Below are 23462 nucleotides of genomic sequence, written 5' to 3'. Positions count from 1 at the left end.
GATCTTGGGCTGAGGCGTACGATGTCGCGTCAGGCTCAGCCCAAGAGTGTCATCATCGTGTGGTCAGAACAGAGCGTCCGGGGGAGCGAACAGGCCGTCGAAGGAAGACTCCTCGGGACTCGCTTCCTCACTCTCAACCGATGCGTCCACAGCCGTCCCCTGTGACTTCCCCCCAGTTGCACTGACCTTCTTCCGGCCTCTCTTCTTGCCGTGAAGGCCCTGCTCAACTTCCTGCCGGTACCGGTAATGATTCAGCGCAAGCAATTTGTCGAGCACAATGTCACGTGCTTGCGGCGAGATCGTGAACCGAACGCCCTGCGGCGTCTGATGAAAACCATGCTCCAGTTCGATCTCTCGCCACGGCGGCAACTCTTTTGAGGCCACTCGCGTCTCGAATTCCTGGATCGCAGGCTCTCGCCCCTCATCCAGTGCGTAAGCTTCTAGCGTAGCGTCATCAATTTCACGATGAATGTTCCGCAATCGCAAAGAATCTTCATCTTCGAGCCTCGCGTCATGCATCAGATTGTAGAGTGCAGTCAGACCAAGTTGTCGCCGACGCATCACTGCCGAACGAAAAGAATCCAACTCTTTGCCGACCGAATTCAGTCGAGCGCTCTGTGGGGGCTGAGGAAGGTTGTCGAAACAATCGGAGGGGAAGAAGCGAAGATCGGCCTTGAGGCCAGCGGAGTACCTAGCTGTCCAGAGGAACTGGAATTCGCTTGAATGGAACGCGAGACGATCGAAATCGCTTGTTGCAATTGCCGTCAACATGTGTGACAAAACTTGCCCCGTCGACACCAGTACAGGCATCTGCGTACGACTAGTCTGCGCAATCACGATAACACGATCAAGGCCTTCCGTGGCCGCGTAAAGGCCTGCTGCTCGCTCAGCGAACTGCCACCATCGCTCCCGTCGCGCCTTACGATTATTTGTCGCCCGGAACGGCTTCACTTCGCGTTCGACGATCTCAAAACAGTCCGCGTAAATGCGCGCCTTCCCCTCGTCCCAGTCATGAAAGTTGATGACCCAACGTGGAGCTGACAGATCCCAGCGGGAGTTGAGGTCCTCTCCACTCATGTACGGGAACAGTACGTCCTTATTGCGCGGGTTCTTCTCAATGAGCTCCTGGGCCTGTTCGGGGCTCAAAATGAAGCCCATGCCGAGCACGATGGATCCTTGAAACGACTTCCCCGCGTTCGCGGCGAGACGGTACGGGTCACCAACAACAAGAGACTGTCGGTCAAGGCTGGAGGTAATCCCGATCACTTCGCGGCCGTCCAGGATCGGCTTCTCCTCGGCCTGCGGGTGTCCCGTCCAGACCAGGGAGACCTCAAGGGACGCCGTTCCCGGCCAGGGCTGGGACTTCTCGGCGCGGTAGATGTCCCAGCCCTTGTCGCGGGCCTGGGCGAGGCCGACCTCCCGGGTGTCTCCCTGGGCGAGGGTGTTGGTGGCGATGATGCCGACCCTGCCGTTATTGGTGATGGCGAGGTCGCGGAGGTAGAAGTACGCGCACAGGTCGGCGCTGCCGCGCCGGCCGCCGCCGATGTGCTGGACGAGGTACTCCCGCATGTCGGTGCCCATCGCGCCGGTGAGGCGCTGGCCGCCGATGAAGGGCGGGTTGCCGACGACGGCGGAGAAACCGCCGCGCCGCATGACCTCGGGGAATTCCAGAGACCAGTGGAAGGGCTTGACCGGGGTCTTCCTCGTGCCCTTGAGCCAGCTTTCCAGCTTGCCTCGCAATTGCTCCTCAAGCGGTGACGTCACGGCCTCGCGGGCGGTGTCCTTGGTCCACTCCGTGCCCTCGCCCCGGAGGACGGTCCGGACCTCGTCGGCGAGGTCGCGCAGCCGGGCGTCCAGCACGTCCTCCGGGCGTCCGGCCGTGGACAGGGCCGCGGCGGTGACGGTGTCGGCGGCCAGCCGGAGCGATTCGGTGAGCCGCTCGGCCTCGGCGAGCTTGCGTCGCTTCTCCGCTACCCGCTCGATGTCGTCGGCGGGGAACGCCTCGATCTCCTCGCGGAGTTCCTGGGCCCGGGTGAGCAGCGGCACCAGGTCGTCCATGACGTTCCCGAGGCGTGCGTTGTCCCAACTGCCGCGCTTCGGATCGAGGTGGAAGCTCTTGACCTGCGCCTCGTCGATCAGGCCGACGAGGGAGTCCCCGTGCCGGAGGGCGTGGTCGAGGAAGCTGAACGGCTTGTCCTTCGCGAGGGTTTCGATCCACATGGACAGCTTCGCGAGCTCGACCGCCATGTCGTCGCGGTCGACGCCGTACATGCAGCTCGCGGCGACACGGCGCTTGGCGAAGACCAGGAGGTCGTCCCGGTCGTGGTCGGGGCCGAGCAGGCCGAGGACATCGCCGGGCACGCCATCGCGTTCCCAGGCGTCCACGACCCGTTCGGCGATGTACCGGCAGGCCGACACCAGGAACGCGCCCGAGCCCATCGCCGGGTCGCAGACCTTGAGTTCGAGGAGTTCGGCCGCGGGCTTGACCCGCCATTCGTCCTCGGGGGCGCCCTCGGCCGGGCCGGGCCGGTGGCACAGCGGCGCGAGGGTGTGCTGGACGATCTCCTGCGCGAGGGACTTCGGCGTGTAGTGGGTACCCGTGGCGCGGCGGTCGCCGACCTGGGTGAACAGGACCGACTTGGCCGGGTAGACGGTCGGGTCGCCGCGCAGGTCCGGGCGCAGCAGCCCGGAGAACGGCCTGATGCGTGCGGCGAGTTCCTCGTCGTTGTCGCAGGCGGCGTGCAGCGCCGCGGCCTGATCGCTGTCGGGGGCCTTGGCGAGCACCTTCTCCAGTTGCCTTGAGGTGGCGCCGCACGTGTCCTTGAGCCAGGCGAGGAATGACGCGGCGCCCTTGGCGTACTCCTCTTCCAGGCGGCGGAGCGGCAGCTCGGGCTCGTTGCGTCCCATCAGCCCGACGTACGGTTCGTCGACCTTCAGGCAGGAGAACTCCAGCAGGCCCTCGTAGACGTGGCCGATCTGTTCGACGTCCAGGCCCTTGTAGGAGAGGCGTTCGGCGGCGGCCTTGCCGCGCTTGTGGCGCAGGATGAGCAGGGCGTCCAAGACCTCTTGGACGACGCGGTCGGTGACGGGCGCGGACGCCAGCCATTCGAACCCCGACGGGTCGAAGAGCGATCCGCCGTAGGCGGGGATGCGCAGGTCCGGGTGCTCGCTGCCGCCGTGGACGGCGCGGAACAAGGCGAGCAGCCGGTACCAGGCGGCGGAGCGCCGGTCCCCGACCTCCTCGCCGTGCTGGTCACGTTCCTTCGACAGCCTGTCGTACAGCGCCGCCACCCCGTAGGAGAGCCGGTACAGCTCGTCGGTGGGCAGGAGTTCCTGCTCCTCGGCGTACAGCAGGAACACCAGGCGCATCAGCACAATGAGCGCGGCCCGGTAGATGTCGCGCTCGGCGACGTCCGCGAGCAGGGCGCCCCCGGACTCGCGGTCCAGCCGGGCGAGCTCCCCGACCAGCAGCTCGACGGCCTGCCGGACCTGGCGGCCGAGGGTGTCGGTGACCTGCGCCTGCGCCTGCGCACTGCGGGCGAACAGGGAGGCCAACCCGTCGGACGGGGTGCCGTCGGGACGTTCGGCGGGGGCGAGCGAGCGGCGCGCGCCCAGCAGCGTCGCGAACGCCCGCAGCAGTACCGGTTCCTCCAGCCACAGGTCGGCGTCGAACGCGGCGGTGGACGTCGCCTCGCCATGCCTGGCGTGCACCAGGATCCAGAACCGGCCGTTGGTGACCAGGGCCAGCGGCACGCCGGTCTCACGGCACAGCGCGGCGGCCTGCTCGACGGGGGACGGACGGTCGCCGTGCCCCCGCGTGAGGTGCTCGTCCCAGGGATGTTTGTAGATGAACAGCCGCATGGCGCGGCCGGCCGGGCTCGGCCCGTACGCCACGAGGTCGGGGCGGGCGCGGCGGTACAGCTCCTCGATCGTCGAGCCCTGCACGAGCGCGTTGAACGGGATGCCGAGGAGGACCCGCAGGACCCGGTCGTACCAGCCCGGGAGCAGCAGGTCGGGGTCGTCCTGCACCTGGTTCCACGCCTGCCGGATCTCGTCGCGGGTCTCGGCCGGCACGGTTTCCAGCCCCTGCGGGAGCGCTTCGACGAGCACCGGGAGGGCGAGGAAGGGGCCGTCGGGGCGCAGCAGGCCGAGCCATTCGGCGTGCTGCTCGGCGACCGTCTGGACGGGGCGGCGGGTACGGGGCGGCATCAGTGCGCCACCCCCGGCCGGTGCGCGACCGCGGCGGGCACCAGGAACGTCACGGCGGCGGGGAACCAGCGGCCCCGCGGGTCGGCGTAGCGGCGGTGCAGCGCCGCCGCCTCCTGCTCCCGCTGCTCGGGAATGGTGCGCAGCCGCTCGGCCAGGGCCTCCCGGTCGCGGCGCAACTGGGTGCGCTGCTCGTCGGTGTCGAAGAGGCTGCCCTGCTCCCAGCGGCCGACATCGTCGAGCGCGGCCTCGATGGACCGTTCGAGCTCGGTGAGCACCGCCTTGATCGCCTCCACCTCTTCCTCGGCGCGCCGGGCGAGCAGCTTGTCGAGGCTGCGCGTCCGCTGCCCGGCCCGAGTCCGCAGCGCCTTGCCCAGCGGGTCCGACAGGTCCGTCCACAGCCCCGCGAGCCGGGCCCGGACGTCTTCGGGGACAGGCTCCTCACTCGCGGCCGAGAGCCAGTGTTCCACCTCGTCCTCGCGCGCGCGGACGAGCTGCCCGCCCTTGATGAGCCCGCCCGCCACGATGATCTCCTCGTGCAGCCGGGTGCCCTCGGCACCGGTGACGACGACACGGCCGTGGGCGACGACGGCGGGCGTCCGCAGCACGTCGCCCGGCACGGTCCGGGCCGTGACCCGGGCCAGCCTGGCGCTCTGGCCGGTCGCACCGGCCCACAGCTCCGCGCGCAGCAGCCGCAGGCACATCTGCACCAGGCGGTGCCCCAGGTGGAGGAGCACCACGTCGGTGCGTCCCGCCACGGCGTCCTGGTCGAAGGTGACGGGACGCTCCACGCCCGTGACCGGGTGGTGCAGGCCGGCGTTGCGCGCCTTCGCCCACGCGCCCGGCAGCTCCGGCAGCCGGAAGCAGCGCGCCGGGAAGCCGTCCGGAGCGGGGACGTCGATGAGGTCCTTGCGGTGGGCGAGCCGCAGGCCCGTGCGCACCACCCGCTCGACCATCTCCGGGAAGAGGTTCAGCTCGGTGCGGCTGCTCGCGAGTGCGCCGGTGAGCCGCTCCAGCTCCCGGGCCAGGTCGCGCTCGACCTTCAGCCGGGCACTGGTGGACCTGCGGGCCATCTCGACGTCCGCGCTCTGCCAGTCCGCCTGCCGGCCCAGCATCTTCTGCTCCACCCGGGCCGCGATGACCTCGCCGGCGCTGCCGAGGTCCTCGCGGATCTGCTCGACCTTGCGCACCGCGGCCTGGAGGAACAGCATCTCGTCCTCCAGCGTCCCGGCGTCGAAGTCGGCCCCGTCCCAGCCGCGTGGGACGAAATGCAGCACCCGCACCTCGGCGGCGCGCTGGCCGTGCCGGTCGACGCGGCCGTTGCGCTGCTCCAGGCGGTTGGGGTTCCAGGGGATCTCCCAGTGCAGCAGCCGGTGGCAGTGGTTCTGCAGGTTGATGCCCTCGCTGGCGGCGTCCGTGGCGAGCAGGATCCGGACGTCCCCGCCGGGCAGGTCCGGGGACTCCTGGAAGACGTTCTTGACGTGCTCGCGCTGGTCGGGGTCCTGCCCTCCGTACAGCAGGGCGATCCGGTCGGCGGGATAGCCGGCGGCGACCAGCCGCTCGTGGAGCCAGCGCTGGGTGTCGCGGTACTCGGTGAAGACGATGACCCGCTCGGACGTCCACGCGCCGCGCGGGCCGTCCGGGCAGACGATCGGCTCCACCCAGGCGCGCAGCGCGGCGAGCTTGGCGTCGGGACGGTCCTGTGCCCCGCGCGCCCACGTGTGCAGTTCCCGCAGGAGGCCGCGCTCCTCCTCGGTGAGCGGTGGGGACATCCGCCGGACGGCGGTGAGCGCATCGGCCTCGACGGTGCCGTACGCGGTGTCGTCCTCGGCGGTCTCCTCAAGGCGTTCGGCCAGCGGGCGCAGCACCCTCGGCCCGGCCTGCGCGGCGGCCTGCCCGAAGCCGTCATCTCCGGCGTCCTTGGCGTTCATGGTGGACAGGTGCGTCTCGACGGTCTCCGCGAACGCCTTCGGGGAGGAGAACAGCCGCTTCTTCAGCAGCATGGTCACGAAGTCGGCCGCGTGGGCGCCGCCCTTGCCGCTCGCCCCGGCGCGTGCTCGGCGGCTGTCGGCGTAGCGGGTGAGCAGCGCGTGGGCGTGCCGTTCGGCATCGGAGTAGCCGACCTCCAGATAGCCGAGCCGGCGGGCGGGGAACGCCGGGGTGCCGTCCCAGCTCGGCGGCAGGTCGCGCTTGAGGCGGCGCACCATGATGCGTTTGAGCTGCTCTTCGGACGGTTTGACGCCCCGGGCGAACCGCTGGTCGTCCAGCAGTTCCAGCAGGGCCGTGAACGACTCCAGGTAGCCGTTGTGCGGGGTCGCCGACAGGAACAGCCGGTGCTCGCAGTGCGGGGCGAGCTGCCGGATCGCCTGGGTGCGCAGCGAGTCCACCGCGTACTTGCCGCGTCCCGACGGCGCGCAGGTGTGCACCTCGTCGACCACCAGCATGTCGAACGTGCGGGGATGGCGCGGGACGGCGGGCAGCACGTCCCGGAGCAGCCGCAGCGGCCGCTCCCGCTTGAGCCAGTCGACGCTGACGATGAGCCGCGGGTAGTGCGTCCACGGGTTGGCGTACAGGCCGCGCTCCCGGCGCAGCCGCCGCAGCAGAGCGGTGTCGACGATGTGGAAGTCCAGGCCGAACTTGTCGCGCATCTCGTCGTGCCACTGCACGGTGAGGCCCGCCGGGCACACGATGATCATCGTGCGGGCGCGGTGGCGGAGCAGCAGCTCCTGCATCACCAGCCCGGCCTCGACCGTCTTACCGAGGCCGACGTCGTCGGCGATCAGCAGGTTGGTGCGCGGCATCGACAGGGCGCGGACCACCGGGTCGAGCTGGTAGTCCTCGATCTGGATGCCGGACCGGAACGGCGCCTGCAGGGCCGTCTTGTCGGCCGACGCGATCGCGCCCCAGCGGACGGCGTCGAGGAACGCGTCGAGCTCGGCCGGGTCGTCGAAGCCCGCGGCGGGGTCGGGCAGGAGCGCCTGATCGTGCACGACCGCGCCGTACTCCAGCTCCCAGACGACGCGGAGCTCCTCGTCGCGCGCGTCGTCCTCGATGCTGATCAGCGTCACCAGGTGCTGCGGTTCGCCCGTCAGTTCGTAGGGGTCGCTGCTGGCCACCGTCCCGCGAGCGACGTCGGCCACCACCCACTGACGGCTGCGGACGGTCACCAGCTGTCCCTGTGCCGGCGCTCCGCTCTCCGTCGCCACCATCGTCTCGCTCCCCATGCCCGCAAGTATCGCCGGGCACCGGACCCCGTCGTCCGTGCAACGCCTCAGCGATCACCACAGTGGTAGCACCGGAAGGACGTCCGGTCAGTATAAATCGCCGAAATTCTCCCCTTAGAACGACTTTTCCACAGAACCGGCCCACCTCTCGCGGCATACTCCCCGAGAACGGCCGGACGGACACACCGCGCGGCGGGTGCTCAGCGATCGTTCTCGTCCTGCGAGCCGGTGCCGCCATTCGACTCAAGTCAACTCCTGGTCAACTCAAGGCGGCCGGCATGGGCCCACTTCTGGCACACTGCAAGCCGTTCACCACCGAACAAAGTCTCATCTATCGGGGTACAGTTGATCTCTTACTCAGATATCGGTCTGACCAATATCGATCGCCGGCGATGTACATACGCGAGTTCGGCGGCGATGGCACGCGCAACCCGCTGACGTTCCACGGGCCGCGACGGCAGCGAGGCGCGATCGGGCGGGCATCCCCTCTCTGCAGCTCCTAGCGAGGCACGGTTCGCGCTCGTCACGCTCACGGTGTTCGGGAAGGAATCGATGGCGGAGAACCAAGCCGGGCCATACCCCCTAGCCCATTTGCACCGTGCGGTGCAGTTGGAGATCGCGGCGATCCTGCATGACGACATGACGAACGCAGAGAAGGTGGCCCTGCGCGACGGTCGACTCGTCCGCCAGTCCGGCGCCGAACGGGAGTACCTGTTCTCTTGCAAGGGGTGGAAAGAAGCCTTCGGCAGCAAGGACCTGCTGATCCGGATGTCTCAATCCCGCGGCTCATGGGAACGCGTCGAAGCGGCACGGTTGCCGGATGGGAAGATTCAGGTGACCACGGAGGCGGACCTGGGTACCGCGCCGGCCAACGCTCAGCTCGTCGAGGACGACACCGCGGGCCTCGTGGCGCTGACCGAGCGACTGGAGCAGGTGGGCACCCGCGCATCGGCGGCGAACCTCACTGCCGCGGGATGGCTGGTCGGTCAGGGCAGGCCGAAGATCGGCCGGTGCGCCGACACGGAACGGTTCGTCCCGGGTTATCGGAACCGCCAGCTGAACATCCGGCAGCGACGCGCCGTGGAACAGGCGCTCGGCAGCGAGCTGACCTTCGTCTGGGGACCGCCGGGCACCGGGAAGACCGAAGTGGTCGCGAGCATCGTGGAGGGCTGTTACCGGCAGGGCCTGCGTGTGCTCTTTCTGGCGCCGACGCACGTCGCGGTCGACCAGGCGCTGCTGCGGATGTGCGACCTGCTGGCCCGGGAACCCGAGTTCGAGTCGGGGTTGGTGCAGCGCGCCGGGGACATCGCCGTCGCATCACTCGCCGCGAAGTACGGGGAGCAGATCGATCAGAGCCGCATCGCCGACAGGCTGGCCGGCGAGCTGGACGCCGAGATCGCGCGGGTCTCGACGGAACTCGCCGCGATACGCGGGGGCATCGCCCGCCACGAGGAGGCGGCTCGCACCACCACCGAGCGCCACGAGTTCGGGCGACGGCTGGCGGCCGCCCGTCAGTCCGTCCTCGATGCCGAGGCGGGAGTAAAGGCCGCCGCCGGGCAGATCGCGTGGGTCCAGGAGCAGATGGCCCGGATCGGGATCCCTACGGGGCTGTTCGCCCAACGCAAGCAGGCGAAGCTGGATGCGCTCAACAACGAGCTGTATCACCATCGCTATGCCTGGGAGATCTGCCAGCAGCGGTTCGGAGTCGCTCGGGCGGACCATCAGAGTTGCGAAGCCGAACTGACCGCCATCGACTCGGCCTTGCCGGGCATCCTGGCCCGGGTGCAGGGGCTGGCTCCGGTGGCGCGGCTGCGAGAGGACGCCGGCCTGCTACAGCAGCGACTCGACGACCTGCAAAAGGAACGCCAGAAGATCGCGGACACGGTGCGGAGCCGCTGCCGGGTGCTGGGCACGACGGTGTCCAAGGCGGTTCAGAGCCGCCGGCTGCTGGACGAAGTCGATGCGGTGGTCATCGACGAGGCCGGGATGGTGAACCTGCCGTCCGCCTGGTGCACGGCGGGCATGGCCCGCAAGCGGGTCGTGCTGGCCGGCGACTTCCGGCAGTTGCCCGCCGTCACACGCGGCTCGAACAACCGCAAGGCACCGGCCCACGACACGGAACACTCGCAGATGTGGATGGACCGGGACGCGTTCCACGCCGCCGGGCTCGTCGATCCACAGGGCGGCGCCCGCGTGGGCGACTCCAGGATGGTCGCGCTCAACGAGCAGTACCGCATGCGCCGGGCAATATGCGCGGTGGTGAACGAGGTCGCCTATCCGGACGCGCCGCTGCTGACCGGCCGGAAGGAGGGGACGCGACTGCCGCCCTCACCCCTGATCGAGGACCCGCTGGTGCTCATCGACACCTCCAGCCGGGTCCCGGACCGGGGAAGGAGGAACGCCCACACCACCAACGCCGTCCATGAAGCCTTGATCCACGAGCTGATCCGGGGCTTGCAGTACGACACAGTTCTGCCCGCCCGCAAGCACACCGGGCTCGCCGAGGGGGAAGGACCGGCCGACCGGCTCGCCGTCATCTGCCCTTACAGGAACCAGAAGAAGGCGCTCAACACGAGTTTGACCCACCGCTTCGGCGAGACCTACGACGGTGTGGTGGACACCGTCCACCGCTTCCAGGGAAGCCAGCGCCCGCTCGTGGTGATCGATACCGTCGCGGGAGCCGGCGACCGGCTCGGCTACTTCTACGAGGGTGTCGGGCTGTCCTCGGGCCCCTGCCGGTTGCTGAACGTCGCGCTGAGCCGCGCGCAGGACCATCTCGTCCTGGTCGCCAACACCGAGTTCCTGCACCGCGGGCTCGACCCCGCAAGCGAGGCCGCCCGGATGCTCGGGTACTTCGAGAAGCACGCACAGCGGCTCCCGGTCGAGGAACTCGTCCCGGTGCGCAGTGCCGCCGACCTGAGCGGTCTGGGCCCCGAAGAACTGGCGCGGCCCGCGTTCTTCCCGGCCGACGAGGTCTCCCGCGGTGTCGAATGGGACATCGCGCGCGCCCGCCGCAGTATCGACATCTACTGCGCCTTCCTGGCCGCGAACCCGGTGAGGTACTGGCTCCGGCGTCTCGAACCGCGGATCGCCGCAGGCGCGCGTGTCACCGTCCATACCCGGCAGCACGAACCCGGCACAAAGGAGGCCGACCTTGTCGCGACACTGCGGTCGGCCGGCTGCCGGATCGAGGCCCGCGAGCGCATGCACGAGAAAGTCCTGATCGTCGACGACGCCGTCCTCTGGCACGGCTCCCTGAACCTTCTTGCCCACGGCGGCTCGACTGACCTGATGATGCGCATCACCGACCCGACGTCCTGCGAACGCGTCCGACGCATCGTCGACCGCGCCCGCATGGACCGGCCCGCACGCTCTGGGCGCCCGGCACCCCCTCGATCCGCGAAGGCACCACCCGCAGATGGGATCTCTCCTGGCGACGTGGTCGACGGCCGCCTCTACCTGCGTGTGCCATACGACGAGAAGGACGAGGCCAAGCGTCTCGTACAGGCGAAGTGGGACCCCAGGCACCAGCTCTGGCACGTCGCGGCGAACGTCCCGAGGGCCCGCCTGAGCCGCTGGCTTCCCGACGGCACGTGACACGCGCACCCGCAAGGTGCTCGCCTCGTGGGATCACCGCGAGTCCCAAGGGCAGTGAAGCAAACGAATCTTTGGACGCGGGTCGCGCACCCGGCGGGTGGACAACCGAGCCGCAAGGTAGTCCAGCCCACACCGCTCCCAACGAGTCTTGCTGATCGGCCATAGAGCAGTAGCCGGTGCGTCAGCCCGAAGACCCTTTTTGTCTATCTGACAAAAAGATACCCTCACCGCATGACCGACGACCGCTGGACACCGCCGCCCGTGATGCTCGCGGTCGACTTGGTGATCTTGACTCTGCGCACTTCACGCCTGCACGTCCTGCTCGTGGAACGTGGCGTCGAGCCGTACAAGGGCACCTGGGCGTTGCCGGGGGGCTTCCTGAATCATGCGGAGGAGGACCTCACCGCCGCTGCTCATCGTGAACTTGCGGAGGAGGCCGCCATGGACGTGGAAACGCTGCATCTGGAGCATCTGGACTTCTACGGCACCCCAGGACGTGATCCACGCGGGCGAGTGGTGTCCGTCGCCTACCTGGCGATCGCCCCTGAACTTCCGGAGCCGACCGCAGGCACGGACGCGGCGGGCGCCCGCTGGCAGCGCACGGATCAGGTGCTCTGCGGAGAGCTGGAGCTGGCCTTCGACCACCGGGAGATCGTCGCGGACGGCGTCGAGCGCGCCCGAACCAAGCTCGAGCGAACCTCCTTGGCGACGGCGTTCTGCGGGCCGACGTTCACGATCACCGACCTTCAGCGGGTCTACGAGGCGGTCTGGGGGATGCCGCTCGAACCCCGCAATTTCTATCGCAAGGTCCAGAAGTCCAGCGGCTTCATCATCGCGGCGGACAACGATCGCAAGGTCACGACCGGACGCCCGGCGCGGCTGTTCAAGGCCGGCCCGCGCAAGGACCTCTATCCGCCCATGGTCCGGCCGACCGAACCTCCCGACACGAAGGGTCCAGAAGGATGAGTGGCAGCACGATCGTCGTGCTCACGGCACTGGACGTCGAGTACGACGCCGTCCGAGAGAAGCTGCGCAACCCGCGGCTGCACCGGCATGCGCAGGGCACCCGTTTCGAAGTCGGCCGGCTTGAGGGGGGCCGCTGCCGAATCGCGCTCGGGCTCGTCGGCAAGGGCAACCAGTCCGCCGCGGTCCTGGCCGAACGCGCCATCCATGAGTTCTCTCCCGCCGCCCTGCTGTTCGTGGGGGTAGCAGGCGCTCTGCACTCCCACATCGCTCTCGGCGACGTCGTCGTGGCGACCCATATCTACGCCTTCCACGGCGGGACCAGCGAGGACGACGGTCTCAAGAGCCGCCCCCGTGTCTGGGAGGTCTCCCACGGCGCCGACCAGATCGCCCGGCACGTCGCCCGCGAGCGCGCCTGGACGGCGAGCGGGCGCGCGAAGCACCGCCGGCCCAAGGTGCACTTCGGGCCCATCGCCGCCGGCGAAGTGGTGCTCAACTCCCGCATCTCGGGGCACGCCGACTGGATTCGGCGGCACTACAACGACGCGCTCGCGGTCGAGATGGAGGGAGCCGGAGTCGCGCAGGCCGCGCACCTGAACAGGTCACTCCCGGTGGTCGTGATCCGGGGCGTCAGCGACCTGGGCGACGGCACCAAGGAGGCCACCGACCGCGAGCGCTGGCAGCCGAGGGCGGTGGCCAACGCCGCTGCCTTCACCGCCGCCCTGGCGGAGAGCCTCACGACGGACGAAGCAGACCACCGACGGCCCGAGACGACCGGAACGACGGGGAGCCGACAGATGGATGACACGGTCCGCAACATCGCCAAGGACAACGCGAGGGTGGGCGTCCAGGCCGGCCATGTGCACGGCGGCGTCCAACTATCAACCGACAAGGCCGCGCAAGCGGACCCGTCCGCGGCGCTCGCGGACCTGATCGCACGGCTTGAGCAGGCGCGAGACGCGGGAGTCATCGACGATGATACGCACCGCGCGGCGCGCGCCGAACTCGACGACGCCCGCGAAGCCCTGCACGCGACCCCCCGGAACATGGGCGCGGTGACGCTCGCGCTGAAGAAGGTGCGCGGGCTCGTCGCGGACGTCGCCGCCCTGGCGGCCGAGGTGGCGAGCGTACTCGGCGTCGTCCGGAACCTGTCATGACCGGGCCGGAGGCGACCACGACCAACTACGCCGAGGACAGCTCCCAGGTCGGAATGCAGGCGGGAGTCGTCCATGGCGACGTCACGATCTATTCGGCTCCGCCGGCCGCCTCCCCCAAGGAGAGGTTCGAGATCGGTACAAGGCTGCTCGATGGCGGCCAACCGAGCAAAGCCCGGGAAGTCATCGGCGAGGCCGTGATGGCCGGTCTCACTGGCAACAGGGTGTGCTTCCACTGGCAACTCGCCCTCGTCAGCGGGAGGGCGTGGAACGAGATGCCGGCCGCGGACGCCGCAGCGCTGCGGCAGGCGCCGTCCTTCTGCCGCCTGAGCGGCGGGGACGCCTGGGCGGACGGAGCGAGGACCGTCCTGCGGCTCCTGGACGCCGCCGCGCGACCCGGCACCGACCTCCGACCGCTGCTAAAGGACTTCGACAATCTCGCCGAACCTCAGCGCGGCATGATTCTCCGGCACCTCGAACTGTTCCTCGAAGGGCCGTTGAAGAACGAAATCTGGAACCGCGCCCTGGACGAGGCGCGGAAAGAGCAGATGGCGGACAACCGCAGCGAACGCGTCTGGAAGTACTTCCACCCCAGCCCCGTCGCCCCCCGGTTCCCTCCAGTCCGGCCGCCGGTGATCCCGGCCGGTACGCGGGGCCGGGCCGTCTGCGGCGCGGTCGTCTCGGGCGTTGCGGCGCTCAACCTGGGCTACCTGCTCCTCCGGGATCTCCAGCTGCTCACGCTGCTCGTGTACGCGCTGGGCATCGGCGGAGGATTTTGGGCCGTCCACGCGGGCACCCAATGGCATTACCTCACCGAAAGGCTTCACGCGAAGGACAGGGAGTTCAGGCCGCCGCGGGAATTCCCGTCCCGTGCGAAACCCTCCGGCTTCGCCGGCAAGGTGGACCAGCGCTTCGACCACTACTTCGCCAGGTACGTGCCGCGCAACGCGAGCCGTCCGACCTGGCTGATGGGTACGGCGGGCATCCGAAAGAGCCTCCGGGACGAGATGGTCGAGGTCTACCGGGAGCAGCGCACCAGCGTCGAGCAGATCGCCTGGCTGATCCGGTACCGGGTGAGCGAGGTCCGCCGGCAGTGGGAGAACGGCACGCTGTGGGACTACCGGCAGGAACTCGCCGTCCCGCTGAGCACGAAGGCGGCGACCGTTCTCGGCCTTACCGCGCTCGCCTCCGGGATGATCTGGGCGGTGGCGGGCGCGGCGCGGACGGCGCCCGTGAGTGCGGCGGTGTCCGCGCTCCTGGCGCTCGTGGCCGGGGTGGTCGCCGTCCGCGCCCGGATGCGGATCGCCGCGGAGACCCGGCGGTACGCGGCGGACGACGCCGAGCAGAGCCGAATCCAGGAGGGCTGCTGGGCGGCCTTTGCACGCTGGAAGCGCAAGCTCGCCGACAAGCCGACCGACCCGGAGATGGCGATCTGGCTGGACCGCGACCGGAAGGTGCTGCTGAGTGAAGCCCTGCGCCATTACGGCCTCACCATGAGCGACGTGATCACACACGCCTTCATCGAGGCACCGGGATCACCCACCAGGCGCGCACGAGTCCCCAAGGGTCCCCCGCGCTACACGCGCTACCGCCTGCTCCTCTTCCTCCTCACCAAGGACGGGGTACGCCAGCTCACCGCTGAGCTCGACTTCGAGCGGGGTACTTTCCACAACCGAGCCCGCACCAACTACCGCTACGAGGCCGTGGCAGCCGTCCGGGTACGCCAAGCCGACGACGGCAACCACAGTTTCGAGCTGGCCCTCGTCAACGGAGAACTGGTCAAGGCCGAGATGTTGGCTACAGCGATGGAAGAACTCCAGGTAGACGAAACCCTCGCCACAGTGTCGGAGACGACGCTGGACGCAGCCGGCCTAAGCCACACGCTGCATGTCATGGAGGGGATCGCAGCGGAGGGCAAGCTGTGGATCGAACAGGAACGCCGGCGAAGGGCAGATCACTGAGACCGCGCTGGCACGTGAACAGCGCGTAGGCCACGGGAGGCATCAGCATACACAGCAGCACCAATACAGTTGCTCCGGCGAGCCCACGTCGCACTGGTGATCACAGCTCTGCGTGCCGCTGACTCCGGCCGAGGACCGAAGCAAGCGCCGTACCCCGTGAGCACCTGGACGCTTGGATCACATCGGAGTCCGGCGGTGTGCGACCTGGGTTTTCGCAGGTCAGTACAGCGCCCGGACGTTGTGACCTGAAAGCGGAAGGTCGGCGGTTCGACCCCGCCCCTGCCCACACCTCTCAGCAGCGCAAACACTCCGAAGCCACACCGCCCGGGGTCTTTGTTTTGACAGCAACGAACGATGCACCGTGGCGGACGGTCGGGACTCACAGGATCTAGTTACCCCCTGCCAGTGCCCCAAGGATCCAAGGGCTGGACAGACTCGGTTTCGAGACTTACCGTCGATGGTATATATCATCAACAGTATGTTCGAGATCGAGATGGAGCCTGAGGTCGTCACGTGGCTGGACACCTTAACGTTCGCTCAGTATCAGCGCGTCATGCGCAACGTGGACGACTACCTGGTCGACCGAGGTGACATGCTCGATGGCGACCACACCAAAGCACTGCGCGACGGCGTCCGCGAACTACGCTTCCACCTGGAGGACACCGCCTGGAGAATCACGTACTGGCAACCGACCGGGCCTGGCCGCTTGATCGTGTTACTGACGGTGTTCCAGAAGGTCCGCAACGACGCACAACCACGTGACGTGGAGCGAGCGGTGAACGCGCGACGGGTCTGCGAGACGTCCCACACAGGACCGGCAGACCATGCCTACGAGAGGAGCGAGTGATGGCCGGGCACACCAAGTGGAAGCTCGACCGTGAGCGGCGGCTGCGTGAGGGAGCGGCCAGCCACCCCGAGTACGACCTGGCCGGCCTTGACCTTCGGCTCGGCGACATGGTCCGCGAGCGCCGCAGGGAACTGGGACTCACCCAAGCAAAAGTGGCCGAGCTCGCGGGTATCACACAGCCTGCGCTGTCGCGCATCGAGGGCGGCGGAGGCCTCCCGACCCTGGCGATGCTGGACCGGATCGCCAAGGCCATGCACACCACATTCACCATCACCGTTGGAGAGCACGCAGCAGCCTGACCCAACACCCCCGGCTGCTCCGAGCCGTCCCAATGTCGCAGGGCCAGGCCGGCTGACAGCAACAGCGGCGGCCAACCCCAGTCACCAACGCGGGTCGCGTGCCGTCATATGGCGCGGTTTTCCGCCGCTCTTCACGATGGCCTCCATCGGTCCGTGCCGTTGTCTTCCGTTGGTCGGAACGACTCGTGGTCCGTGGCTAAAGTGATATCCGTCCACGAAACAGCACCCGGCTCCCGCCGATCCGGTGACGACGACGGCGCGGCCGGGCCAGGGGAGAGACCGCGGCCGACCGAGGGATTTGATGGAGCCGCAGACCGCGAGACCGTTCGCGCACCTCGACACGCCGCTGGCAGGCACCTACCGGCGGGTCATGGGCGTCTTCGTGGAGAACAAGCGGCGGTTCGTCGTCCATCTGAGGCCCGAGGACGTGGCCGAGGCGCTTCGCCACGACGATGGTTCCGGGCTCTCGCAGGAGATGGTCGACAAGGCGCTGGGCAGCCTGGCCGAGTGGGGGAACCTGCGCGCCGATCCCGACACCAGCCGGGTCACCACCGTCGAGGACTTCTACCGGGCCCGGCACCTCTACCAGCTCAGCCGGGAAGGCGAGGCCGCGGAGCGGGCGCTGGAGGTGTACGAGCAGGAGATCGGCCGCCGCGGAGAGCTCCAGGCCGTCGCGCTGGAGGACATCCGTGTGCGGTTGCGGGCGTTGCGCGATCTGCCCGTGCGTTTCGACCCCGCCGTCGCCCACAACCTGCTCCTGGAGCTGATGAGCCGGCTGGACAGCCTCGCCGCCAACGCGAGCGCGTTCATGAGCGGGCTGCAGCGCACCATCGAACTCCAGGACGTCGACGAGGAGGCGTTCCTGGCCTACAAGGACCGGCTCATCGCCTATCTCGAAAGGTTCGTGTCCGAGCTGGTCGTCAAGCACCACGACATCGCCGCGACGCTGCGGGCGCTGCCGCCCGAGCGTGTGGCGGGCCTGCTCGCGGCGGCCGCGGGGCGCGAGGCCACCGATGCTGTGCCGGACGGAACGGCGCGGCCGGCGGAAGCGGAGAGGCCGCCCACTGCCATGAGCGCCACCGCCATGGAGAAGCTGGCCGCCTGGGAGAATCGCTGGTCGGGGCTGTGGTCGTGGTTCGTGGGCGGGCGCGGGCACCCCTGCCAGGCCGATCTGCTGCGCACCCGGGCGCGCAAGGCGATCCCGGATCTGCTCGCCACGATCAGTGTGCTGCAGGAGCGCCGGGCCGGGCGCAGTGACCGGTCCTCCGACTTCCGGGCGCTGGCCCGGTGGTTCGCGCAGTCGCCCACGGAGCAGGACGCGCACCGGCTGTGGCGGGCGGCGTTCGGGCTGTCGACGGCGCGCCACCTCACCGCGGAACCGGGGGCCGTGATCGCCGAAGTGCCCGCCGCCACGAGCTGGCTGGAGGCTCCCCGTGTCGAGGTGTCGGCACGGCTGCGGGCCGCCGGTCACTACGCCAAGCGCGGCGCGCCGAAGAAGGTTCGGGACCGTACCGCCGAGCGCGAGTCGCTGGCCCGGGAGGTGGCCGCCGAGCGGGAGCAGACCGAGGCGGCACGCCGCCGGCTGGCGACCGGACGGACGGCCCGGCTGAGCGAGATCGGCGCCCTGGACCGCCAGGAGTTCGCCCTGTTCCTGCGGCTGCTGGGCGACGCGCTGGCGGCCGGCCCGCCCGGCCCTGACGGGGTGATCCGCACGCGTACCTCCGACGGCGCGCTCGCGGTGATCCTGAAGCCGGTGGACGGCCCGGCCCGGATCGAGACCGAGGACGGCGTGCTGCGCGGCCCCGACCACGAGATCACCATCGTCGACCTCATGACCGGCCCCGAGCCGATGGTGGTCCGCTCGTGACGGGTGCGTTGACCGACGTCCTGGACGCCCAGCGGGACGAGGAGCGGCGCCGCGCCGTCCGGGTCCTGCTGCGCACCCCGCTGCTCACACCGCGCGACGCCGAGTACGCCCTCGTCCGCCGGCACGCCGGGTACCTGGCCCAGTGGTTCGCGCGGGAGGCGGGCTGGTCGCTGCACACCGACCCCGGTGTCGCCCGGCTCCGCAAGGTGCCCGGTGACCTGGCCGACGGGAGCCGCGCCGCCCGGGTCCGCGACGGCGGTGCGCGCGCCCGGGAGCCGTTCAGCCGGCGCCGCTACGTGCTGGCGTGCCTGGCGCTGGCCGCGCTGGAGCGTGCGGAAGCCCAGGTCACGCTCGGCTGGCTGGTGGACCGGGTCGTCGTGCTGGCCGCCGACGAAGAGATCGCCCGCGCCGGCATCGTGTTCACCATGGAGGACCGGGACGAGCGGGGCGACCTTGTCGCGGTCGCACAACTGCTGCTCTCGCTGGGCGCACTGGTGAAGGTGGCAGGCGACGAACAGGCCTTCGTCAACCGGAGCGGCGACGCCCTGTACGACGTGGACCGCCGCGTGCTGGCGGTGCTGCCGGTAACGCGGCGCGGCCCGTCACTGGTGGAGTCCCGCGGGCATGATGAGAGGCTCACCGCGATCACCGGGGACCTGCTGCCCGACACCGACGACGGCCGCAACCGGATGATCCGCCACACCCTCGCCCGGCGGCTGCTGGACGACCCGGTGCTGTACTACGCCGACCTGTCCCCCGAGCAGCGCGCCTATCTCGACACGCAGCGCGGGCCGCTGCTGAAGCGGCTGACGGAGGCGACCGGGTTCCTGGCGGAGGTCCGGGCCGAGGGCATCGCGCTGATCGACCCGACCCGCGAGGCGACCGACTTCGGGATGCCGGAGGAGGGAACCGAGGGGCACGCGACGCTGCTGCTGGCCGAGTTCCTCTCCGATCGGCTCCGGACCGGTGCGCGGACCGTGACGTTCGAGACGGCGGAACGGCGCATGGTCGAGCTCATCGGTGAGCACAAGGCCCACTGGCGAAAGAACGTCCGCGATCCCGGCGCCGAACGGGCGCTGACCGCCCACGCGCTGCACCGGCTGTCCGCTCTCGGGCTGGTACGGCTGTCCGCCGAGGAGGTCGTGCCGTTGCCGGCACTGGCCCGCTTCGGATATCTCGAACCCACCATCGTCGGGAAGAGGGAAAAACCATGACGGCCAGCGCCGGTCTTGACGCGGACGGCTCGTCCCCGGCTCCGGACGCATCGGCGGACCTGCCGGTGGCGCGCGCCGCGCGATGGCAGCCTCTGCGCACGGGCCTGGTCGACCTGTTCTACTACGACCATCAGGAATTCTGGTTCCGTGACGGCCGGGTGCTGTTCCGCGGCAACAACGGCACCGGCAAGTCCAAGGTGCTGGCGCTGACGCTCCCGTTCCTGCTGGACGGCGACCTGACGCCCAGCCGGGTCGAGCCCGACGGCGACCGGGGCAAGCGGATGGAGTGGAACCTGCTGCTCGGTGGCCGCTACGACGAACGGCTGGGGTACACGTGGCTGGAGTTCGGCCGGGTCACCGAGGACGGGGAACGCGCCTACCTCACCGTCGGCGTGGGGCTGAAGGCGGTCGTGGGGCGCGGCATCGCCGACCGCTGGTTCTTCGTGACCTCGCAGCGGGTCGGACATGACCTGTTCCTCATCGGATCCGGCGGCGCGGCGCTCACCCGGGACCGGCTCACCGAGGCGATCGGGCTGCACGGCCAGGTGACCCAGCGCGCCGAGCGCTACCGGCGGATGCTGGACGAGCACCTGTTCCACCTGGGCGAGGAGCGCTACGACGCGCTGATCAATCTGCTCATCCAGCTCCGGCAGCCGCAGCTGTCCAAACGCCCCGACGAGAAGCGCCTCTCGGCGGCCCTTTCGGACGCCCTCACGCCGCTCGACCAGGCGGTGCTGAGCGACATCGCGACCGCGTTCCACGACCTGGAGCAGCAGCGCGCGGAACTGACCGGCCTGCGCGACACTCGCCGCCACGTGGCCCGCTTCGTCGACCGGTACCGCCGCTACGCCTCGGTCGCCGCGCGGCGGCAGGCCCGCGAACTGCGCACGGCCCACAGCGCGTACGAGGCCGCGCAGCGTTCCCTCGCCGGAGTGCGCGAGGAGATCGAGCGCGCCGGCCGGGAGGAGGCGGAGGCGTCCGGGCTCCTGGAGGCGGCCCGCGTCGAGCATGCCGAGCAGACGGCGGTCCGTGAGGAACTCGGGTCCGACCCGCGGCTGAAGAACTTCGCGGACGCCCAGCGGTACGCCGAGCAGGCCGAGCAGGACGCGGCAAGGGCCCGGCAGACCGCCGAGCGGGCCGAAAGGACCCGGTCGGAGCGGAAGGCCCGGCACGACAGGGCCACGGAGGAGGTCGGGCAGAGCGCCGCAACCCTGGCCGAGGCGCGCCTCCCCCTCGACGCCGCCGCGGACCTGGCCGGGATCTCCGGGTCGCACGCCGGCATCGCCTTCGACCCGCCCGCGGAGGCGACGCTGATCGGGGCGGAGCTGGAGATGGCACGCATCGCCGAGAGCCGCGCCGAGGCCGTCGCGCATGTGACGCGGCTGGCAGGAAAGGCGGCGCGCGCCGAAGCCGAGCTGGCTCAGGCGCGGCGCGTCCTCGGGGAGCGCGAGTCCGACAGGGACGTCGCCGCCGATGCTCTCGGCGAAGCGCAGGACGCGCTGGCAGAGGAAACGGGGCGGCACATCGGGCAGTGGCGCGACTACGGGCGCTCGCTCACCGAGCTGAACGTCCCCGACCCGGCCGACGTCGACCTGGAAGGCTGGGCGGAGACCCTGGAGGGCCGGCATCCGCTGCTGGCAGCGGTCCGTGCCGCGACCGAGGAGGCCCATCAGGCCCTGGCCACCGAGCGCGCGGCCGCGGGCACCGCCCTGCGGACCGCCGAAGCCGACCTGCGCGAACTGACCACCGAGCGGGAACGTCTGGAAGCGGGCGTCATCGACCGTCCGGCCGTCCCGCACACGCGCGGCGCGGACATCCGCACCGGTCCCGGGGCGGCCCTCTGGCAGGTCGTGGATTTCGCCGCCGACCTGGACCCCGGCGACCGCGCGGGCCTGGAGGCCGCACTGGAGGCGTCCGGCCTGCTGGACGCCTGGATCACCCCTCAGGGTGCACTTCTGGACCGCGACACCCACGACGTGGTCGTCCAGCCGGGGAGCACCGCCGGCCGGCCGCTCACCGCGGCTCTCACCGTCGCGATCGACCCCGATGACGTCCAGGCCGCGGCACTCGCACCGGACACCGTGTCGGCCGTACTGGCGGGCATCGGGCTGGGCGAGCAGGACGCCCCCGGCTGGGTGGACACCGCGGGCCACTGGGGCGTCGGCCCGCTGCGCGGAGCCTGGGCCAAGGAGGCCGCGGGGTATGTCGGAGCGGGCGCCCGCGAGGAGGCGCGGCGCCGCCGTCTGGCGGAACTCGCCGAGCTCATCGAAGCCGCCCAGCACTCCGTCGCCAGGGGCCGCGCGGCCGTCGAATCCGTGGAACGCCGCCGGGGCGTGCTCGCCGCCGAGCTGCGCCGCGAACCGTCCGACCAGCCGCTACGCGACGCGCACAGCGCCGTCACCGGCGCTGCCCGCCAGTTGGAGAAGGCGCGGGCCCGGGTGGAGAAGGCCACCGACGACGCAGACTGGGCCCGACGCGACCACGAAGCCGCCGCCGCCGAACGCGACCAGGCCGCGGCCGACGTCGGCCTGCCGGCCGACCCGGACGGCCTCGCCGCGGCCGGGGCGGCGCTGGAGGACTACCGGCGAGCCGCGGCGGTGCTCCTCGCGGCCGCGCGCCGGCACGCGGACCGCCTCGGCGAGCTGGCGACCTGGACCGAGGAACTCGCAGCCGCGACCGAGGAGGCCGAGGAGGCCGGCGGCCAGGCGCGCGCGGCCGAGGTCCGCGCGGCGCAGGAGCGCGGCCGGCTGGAGGCCCTGCGCGAGTCGATCGGCGCGTCCGTCGAGGAACTGCGCCGAAGGCTCCAGGGCGCCAGGAGGCGCATCGCCGAGCTCGACGACGAACTTCGCTGGCTGGACGGCGAGCAACGCCGGGCGGGGCAGGCGCACGCCAGGGCACAGGGACGCGAGGAGCAGCTCACCGAGCAGCTCACCGGAACCGGAGGCCGCCGGGACGACGCCGTCACCGAGCTGCGGCGCTTCGCCGCGACCGGCCTGCTCGCGCTCGCCTGCGACGTGGAGATCCCCGGCACCGGCGACGCCTGGGCCGCCGACCCCGCGGTCCGGCTCGCCCGCCGCGCCGAGGAACGCCTGCGCGACGTCGACGACGGGGACGAGACGTGGCGCCGCGTCCAGGACGAGATCACCCGCCACTACTCCGACCTGTCGGAGGCGCTGTCGCGGCACGGGCACCACGCAGTGGCGGGCCTGGACGACTGGTTCGTGGTCACCATCCAGTTCCAGGGCCGCGAGCGTGCCCCGGGCGAGCTGACCGAGCTGCTGGACGGCGAGATCGACTACCGCGAGCGGATGCTGACCGCCAAGGAACGCGACCTGCTCGAAGAACACCTGATCAACGACGTCGCCAGCCATCTCCAGGAACTCATCACGGAGGCGGAGGCGCAGGTCGGGTCCATGAACGCCGAGCTGGAGGAGCGCCCCACCTCCACCGGCATGCGGTTGCGGCTGCGCTGGGAGCCGAGCCCGGACGGTCCCGCCGGGCTCGCCGAGGCCCGCACCCGGCTGCTCCGGCAGAACGCCGACCTGTGGTCGCCCGCCGACCGCGGGGCCGTCGGCGACTTCCTGCAGCGCGAGATCGAGCGGGTCCGTGCCGAGGACGAGCACGGCACCTGGCAGGAGCACCTGCGCCGGGCACTGGACTACCGCTCCTGGCACCGCTTCGTCATCGAGCGGTACCAGGACGGCCGATGGCGCAGCGCGGTCGGACCGGCCTCCGGCGGTGAGCGCGTGCTGACGGTGTCGCTGCCGCTGTTCGCCGCCGCGTCGGCGCACTACCGCTCCGCCCACCCGCACGCGCCGCGCATGGTGGCTCTGGACGAGGCGTTCGCCGGGGTGGACGACGACGCCCGCGCCAAGTGCCTCGGTCTGCTCACCACCTTCGATCTGGACGTGGTAATGACCTCTGAACGAGAGTGGGGCTTCTACGCGACCGTCCCCGGACTGGCCGCGCACCACCTGGTCCGCCGCGACGGTGTGGACGCCGTGCACGTCACCACCTGGGAATGGGACGGGCGCGAACCGGTCCGCGTCGAACGCCGCGCCGCGATCCGGCCGCCGTCGCCGCGCGCACCCGAGCCCGGTCCGGATACCGAAGGGCTGCTCTGACGGTGC

General features: G+C 70.3%; 11 protein-coding genes. 9 read left to right on the top strand and 2 right to left on the bottom strand.

The window, feature by feature from the left end; genetic code table 11:
• Positions 1–63: 63 nt before the first annotated feature.
• Both ACQP1N_RS02890 and drmD read right to left on the bottom strand, forming a co-directional pair.
• Complete coding sequence (locus tag ACQP1N_RS02890; RefSeq protein WP_433228930.1) at positions 64–4209, bottom strand: Eco57I restriction-modification methylase domain-containing protein; 4146 nt, start codon at positions 4207–4209, stop codon at positions 64–66.
• Complete coding sequence (gene drmD, locus ACQP1N_RS02885) at positions 4209–7430, bottom strand: DISARM system SNF2-like helicase DrmD (RefSeq protein WP_433228928.1); 3222 nt, start codon at positions 7428–7430, stop codon at positions 4209–4211. Before drmD ends, ACQP1N_RS02890 begins: the two co-directional genes overlap by 1 nt.
• A gap of 603 nt (positions 7431–8033) precedes the next feature.
• Between drmD and ACQP1N_RS02880 the strand changes: the two genes are divergently transcribed.
• The 9 genes from ACQP1N_RS02880 (at position 8034) to ACQP1N_RS02840 (ending at position 23456) form a co-directional block, all read left to right on the top strand.
• Complete coding sequence (locus ACQP1N_RS02880) at positions 8034–11027, top strand: AAA domain-containing protein (protein ID WP_433228927.1); 2994 nt, start codon at positions 8034–8036, stop codon at positions 11025–11027.
• 231 nt (positions 11028–11258) lie between these two features.
• Entirely contained in the window at positions 11259–11993 is a 735-nt protein-coding gene (locus tag ACQP1N_RS02875; protein ID WP_433228926.1) for an NUDIX hydrolase, read from the top strand.
• Entirely contained in the window at positions 11990–13147 is a 1158-nt protein-coding gene (locus ACQP1N_RS02870; RefSeq protein ID WP_433228924.1) for a 5'-methylthioadenosine/S-adenosylhomocysteine nucleosidase, read from the top strand. The genes ACQP1N_RS02875 and ACQP1N_RS02870 overlap by 4 nt, the downstream gene beginning before the upstream one ends.
• Entirely contained in the window at positions 13144–15105 is a 1962-nt protein-coding gene (locus ACQP1N_RS02865; protein ID WP_433228923.1) for a hypothetical protein, read from the top strand. Before ACQP1N_RS02870 ends, ACQP1N_RS02865 begins: the two co-directional genes overlap by 4 nt.
• A gap of 478 nt (positions 15106–15583) precedes the next feature.
• Positions 15584–15952, top strand: coding sequence for a type II toxin-antitoxin system RelE/ParE family toxin (locus tag ACQP1N_RS02860; protein WP_433228922.1), 369 nt, complete (start codon positions 15584–15586; stop codon positions 15950–15952).
• Positions 15952–16251, top strand: coding sequence for a helix-turn-helix domain-containing protein (locus ACQP1N_RS02855; protein ID WP_433228920.1), 300 nt, complete (start codon positions 15952–15954; stop codon positions 16249–16251). Before ACQP1N_RS02860 ends, ACQP1N_RS02855 begins: the two co-directional genes overlap by 1 nt.
• Positions 16252–16552: 301 nt before the next feature.
• Complete coding sequence (locus ACQP1N_RS02850) at positions 16553–18118, top strand: TIGR02677 family protein (RefSeq protein ID WP_433228918.1); 1566 nt, start codon at positions 16553–16555, stop codon at positions 18116–18118.
• A complete protein-coding gene (locus ACQP1N_RS02845) occupies positions 18115–19332 on the top strand; it encodes a TIGR02678 family protein (RefSeq protein ID WP_433228916.1) in 1218 nt (405 codons plus the stop codon). The genes ACQP1N_RS02850 and ACQP1N_RS02845 overlap by 4 nt, the downstream gene beginning before the upstream one ends.
• Positions 19329–23456 (top strand): TIGR02680 family protein, encoded by a 4128-nt coding sequence (locus ACQP1N_RS02840; protein ID WP_433228915.1) that lies wholly within the window; start codon positions 19329–19331, stop codon positions 23454–23456. The genes ACQP1N_RS02845 and ACQP1N_RS02840 overlap by 4 nt, the downstream gene beginning before the upstream one ends.
• The last annotated feature ends 6 nt before the right edge of the window (positions 23457–23462 follow it).

This window comes from Actinomadura formosensis, assembly GCF_050948385.1.
Classification (GTDB): Bacteria; Actinomycetota; Actinomycetes; order Streptosporangiales; family Streptosporangiaceae; genus Spirillospora; species Spirillospora formosensis.
The sequence above is the reverse complement of the archived record's forward strand: the minus strand, read 5'-3'. Positions and strand labels throughout refer to the sequence as shown.

Coding starts and splice junctions, on each gene's coding strand:
- ACQP1N_RS02850 (WP_433228918.1), top strand. CDS start 16,553: ATGGAGCCGCAGACCGCGAGACCGTTCGCGCACCTCGACACGCCGCTG.
- ACQP1N_RS02860 (WP_433228922.1), top strand. CDS start 15,584: ATGTTCGAGATCGAGATGGAGCCTGAGGTCGTCACGTGGCTGGACACC.
- ACQP1N_RS02890 (WP_433228930.1), bottom strand. CDS start 4,209: ATGCCGCCCCGTACCCGCCGCCCCGTCCAGACGGTCGCCGAGCAGCAC.
- ACQP1N_RS02865 (WP_433228923.1), top strand. CDS start 13,144: ATGACCGGGCCGGAGGCGACCACGACCAACTACGCCGAGGACAGCTCC.
- ACQP1N_RS02870 (WP_433228924.1), top strand. CDS start 11,990: ATGAGTGGCAGCACGATCGTCGTGCTCACGGCACTGGACGTCGAGTAC.
- ACQP1N_RS02875 (WP_433228926.1), top strand. CDS start 11,259: ATGACCGACGACCGCTGGACACCGCCGCCCGTGATGCTCGCGGTCGAC.
- drmD (WP_433228928.1), bottom strand. CDS start 7,430: ATGGGGAGCGAGACGATGGTGGCGACGGAGAGCGGAGCGCCGGCACAG.
- ACQP1N_RS02855 (WP_433228920.1), top strand. CDS start 15,952: ATGGCCGGGCACACCAAGTGGAAGCTCGACCGTGAGCGGCGGCTGCGT.
- ACQP1N_RS02840 (WP_433228915.1), top strand. CDS start 19,329: ATGACGGCCAGCGCCGGTCTTGACGCGGACGGCTCGTCCCCGGCTCCG.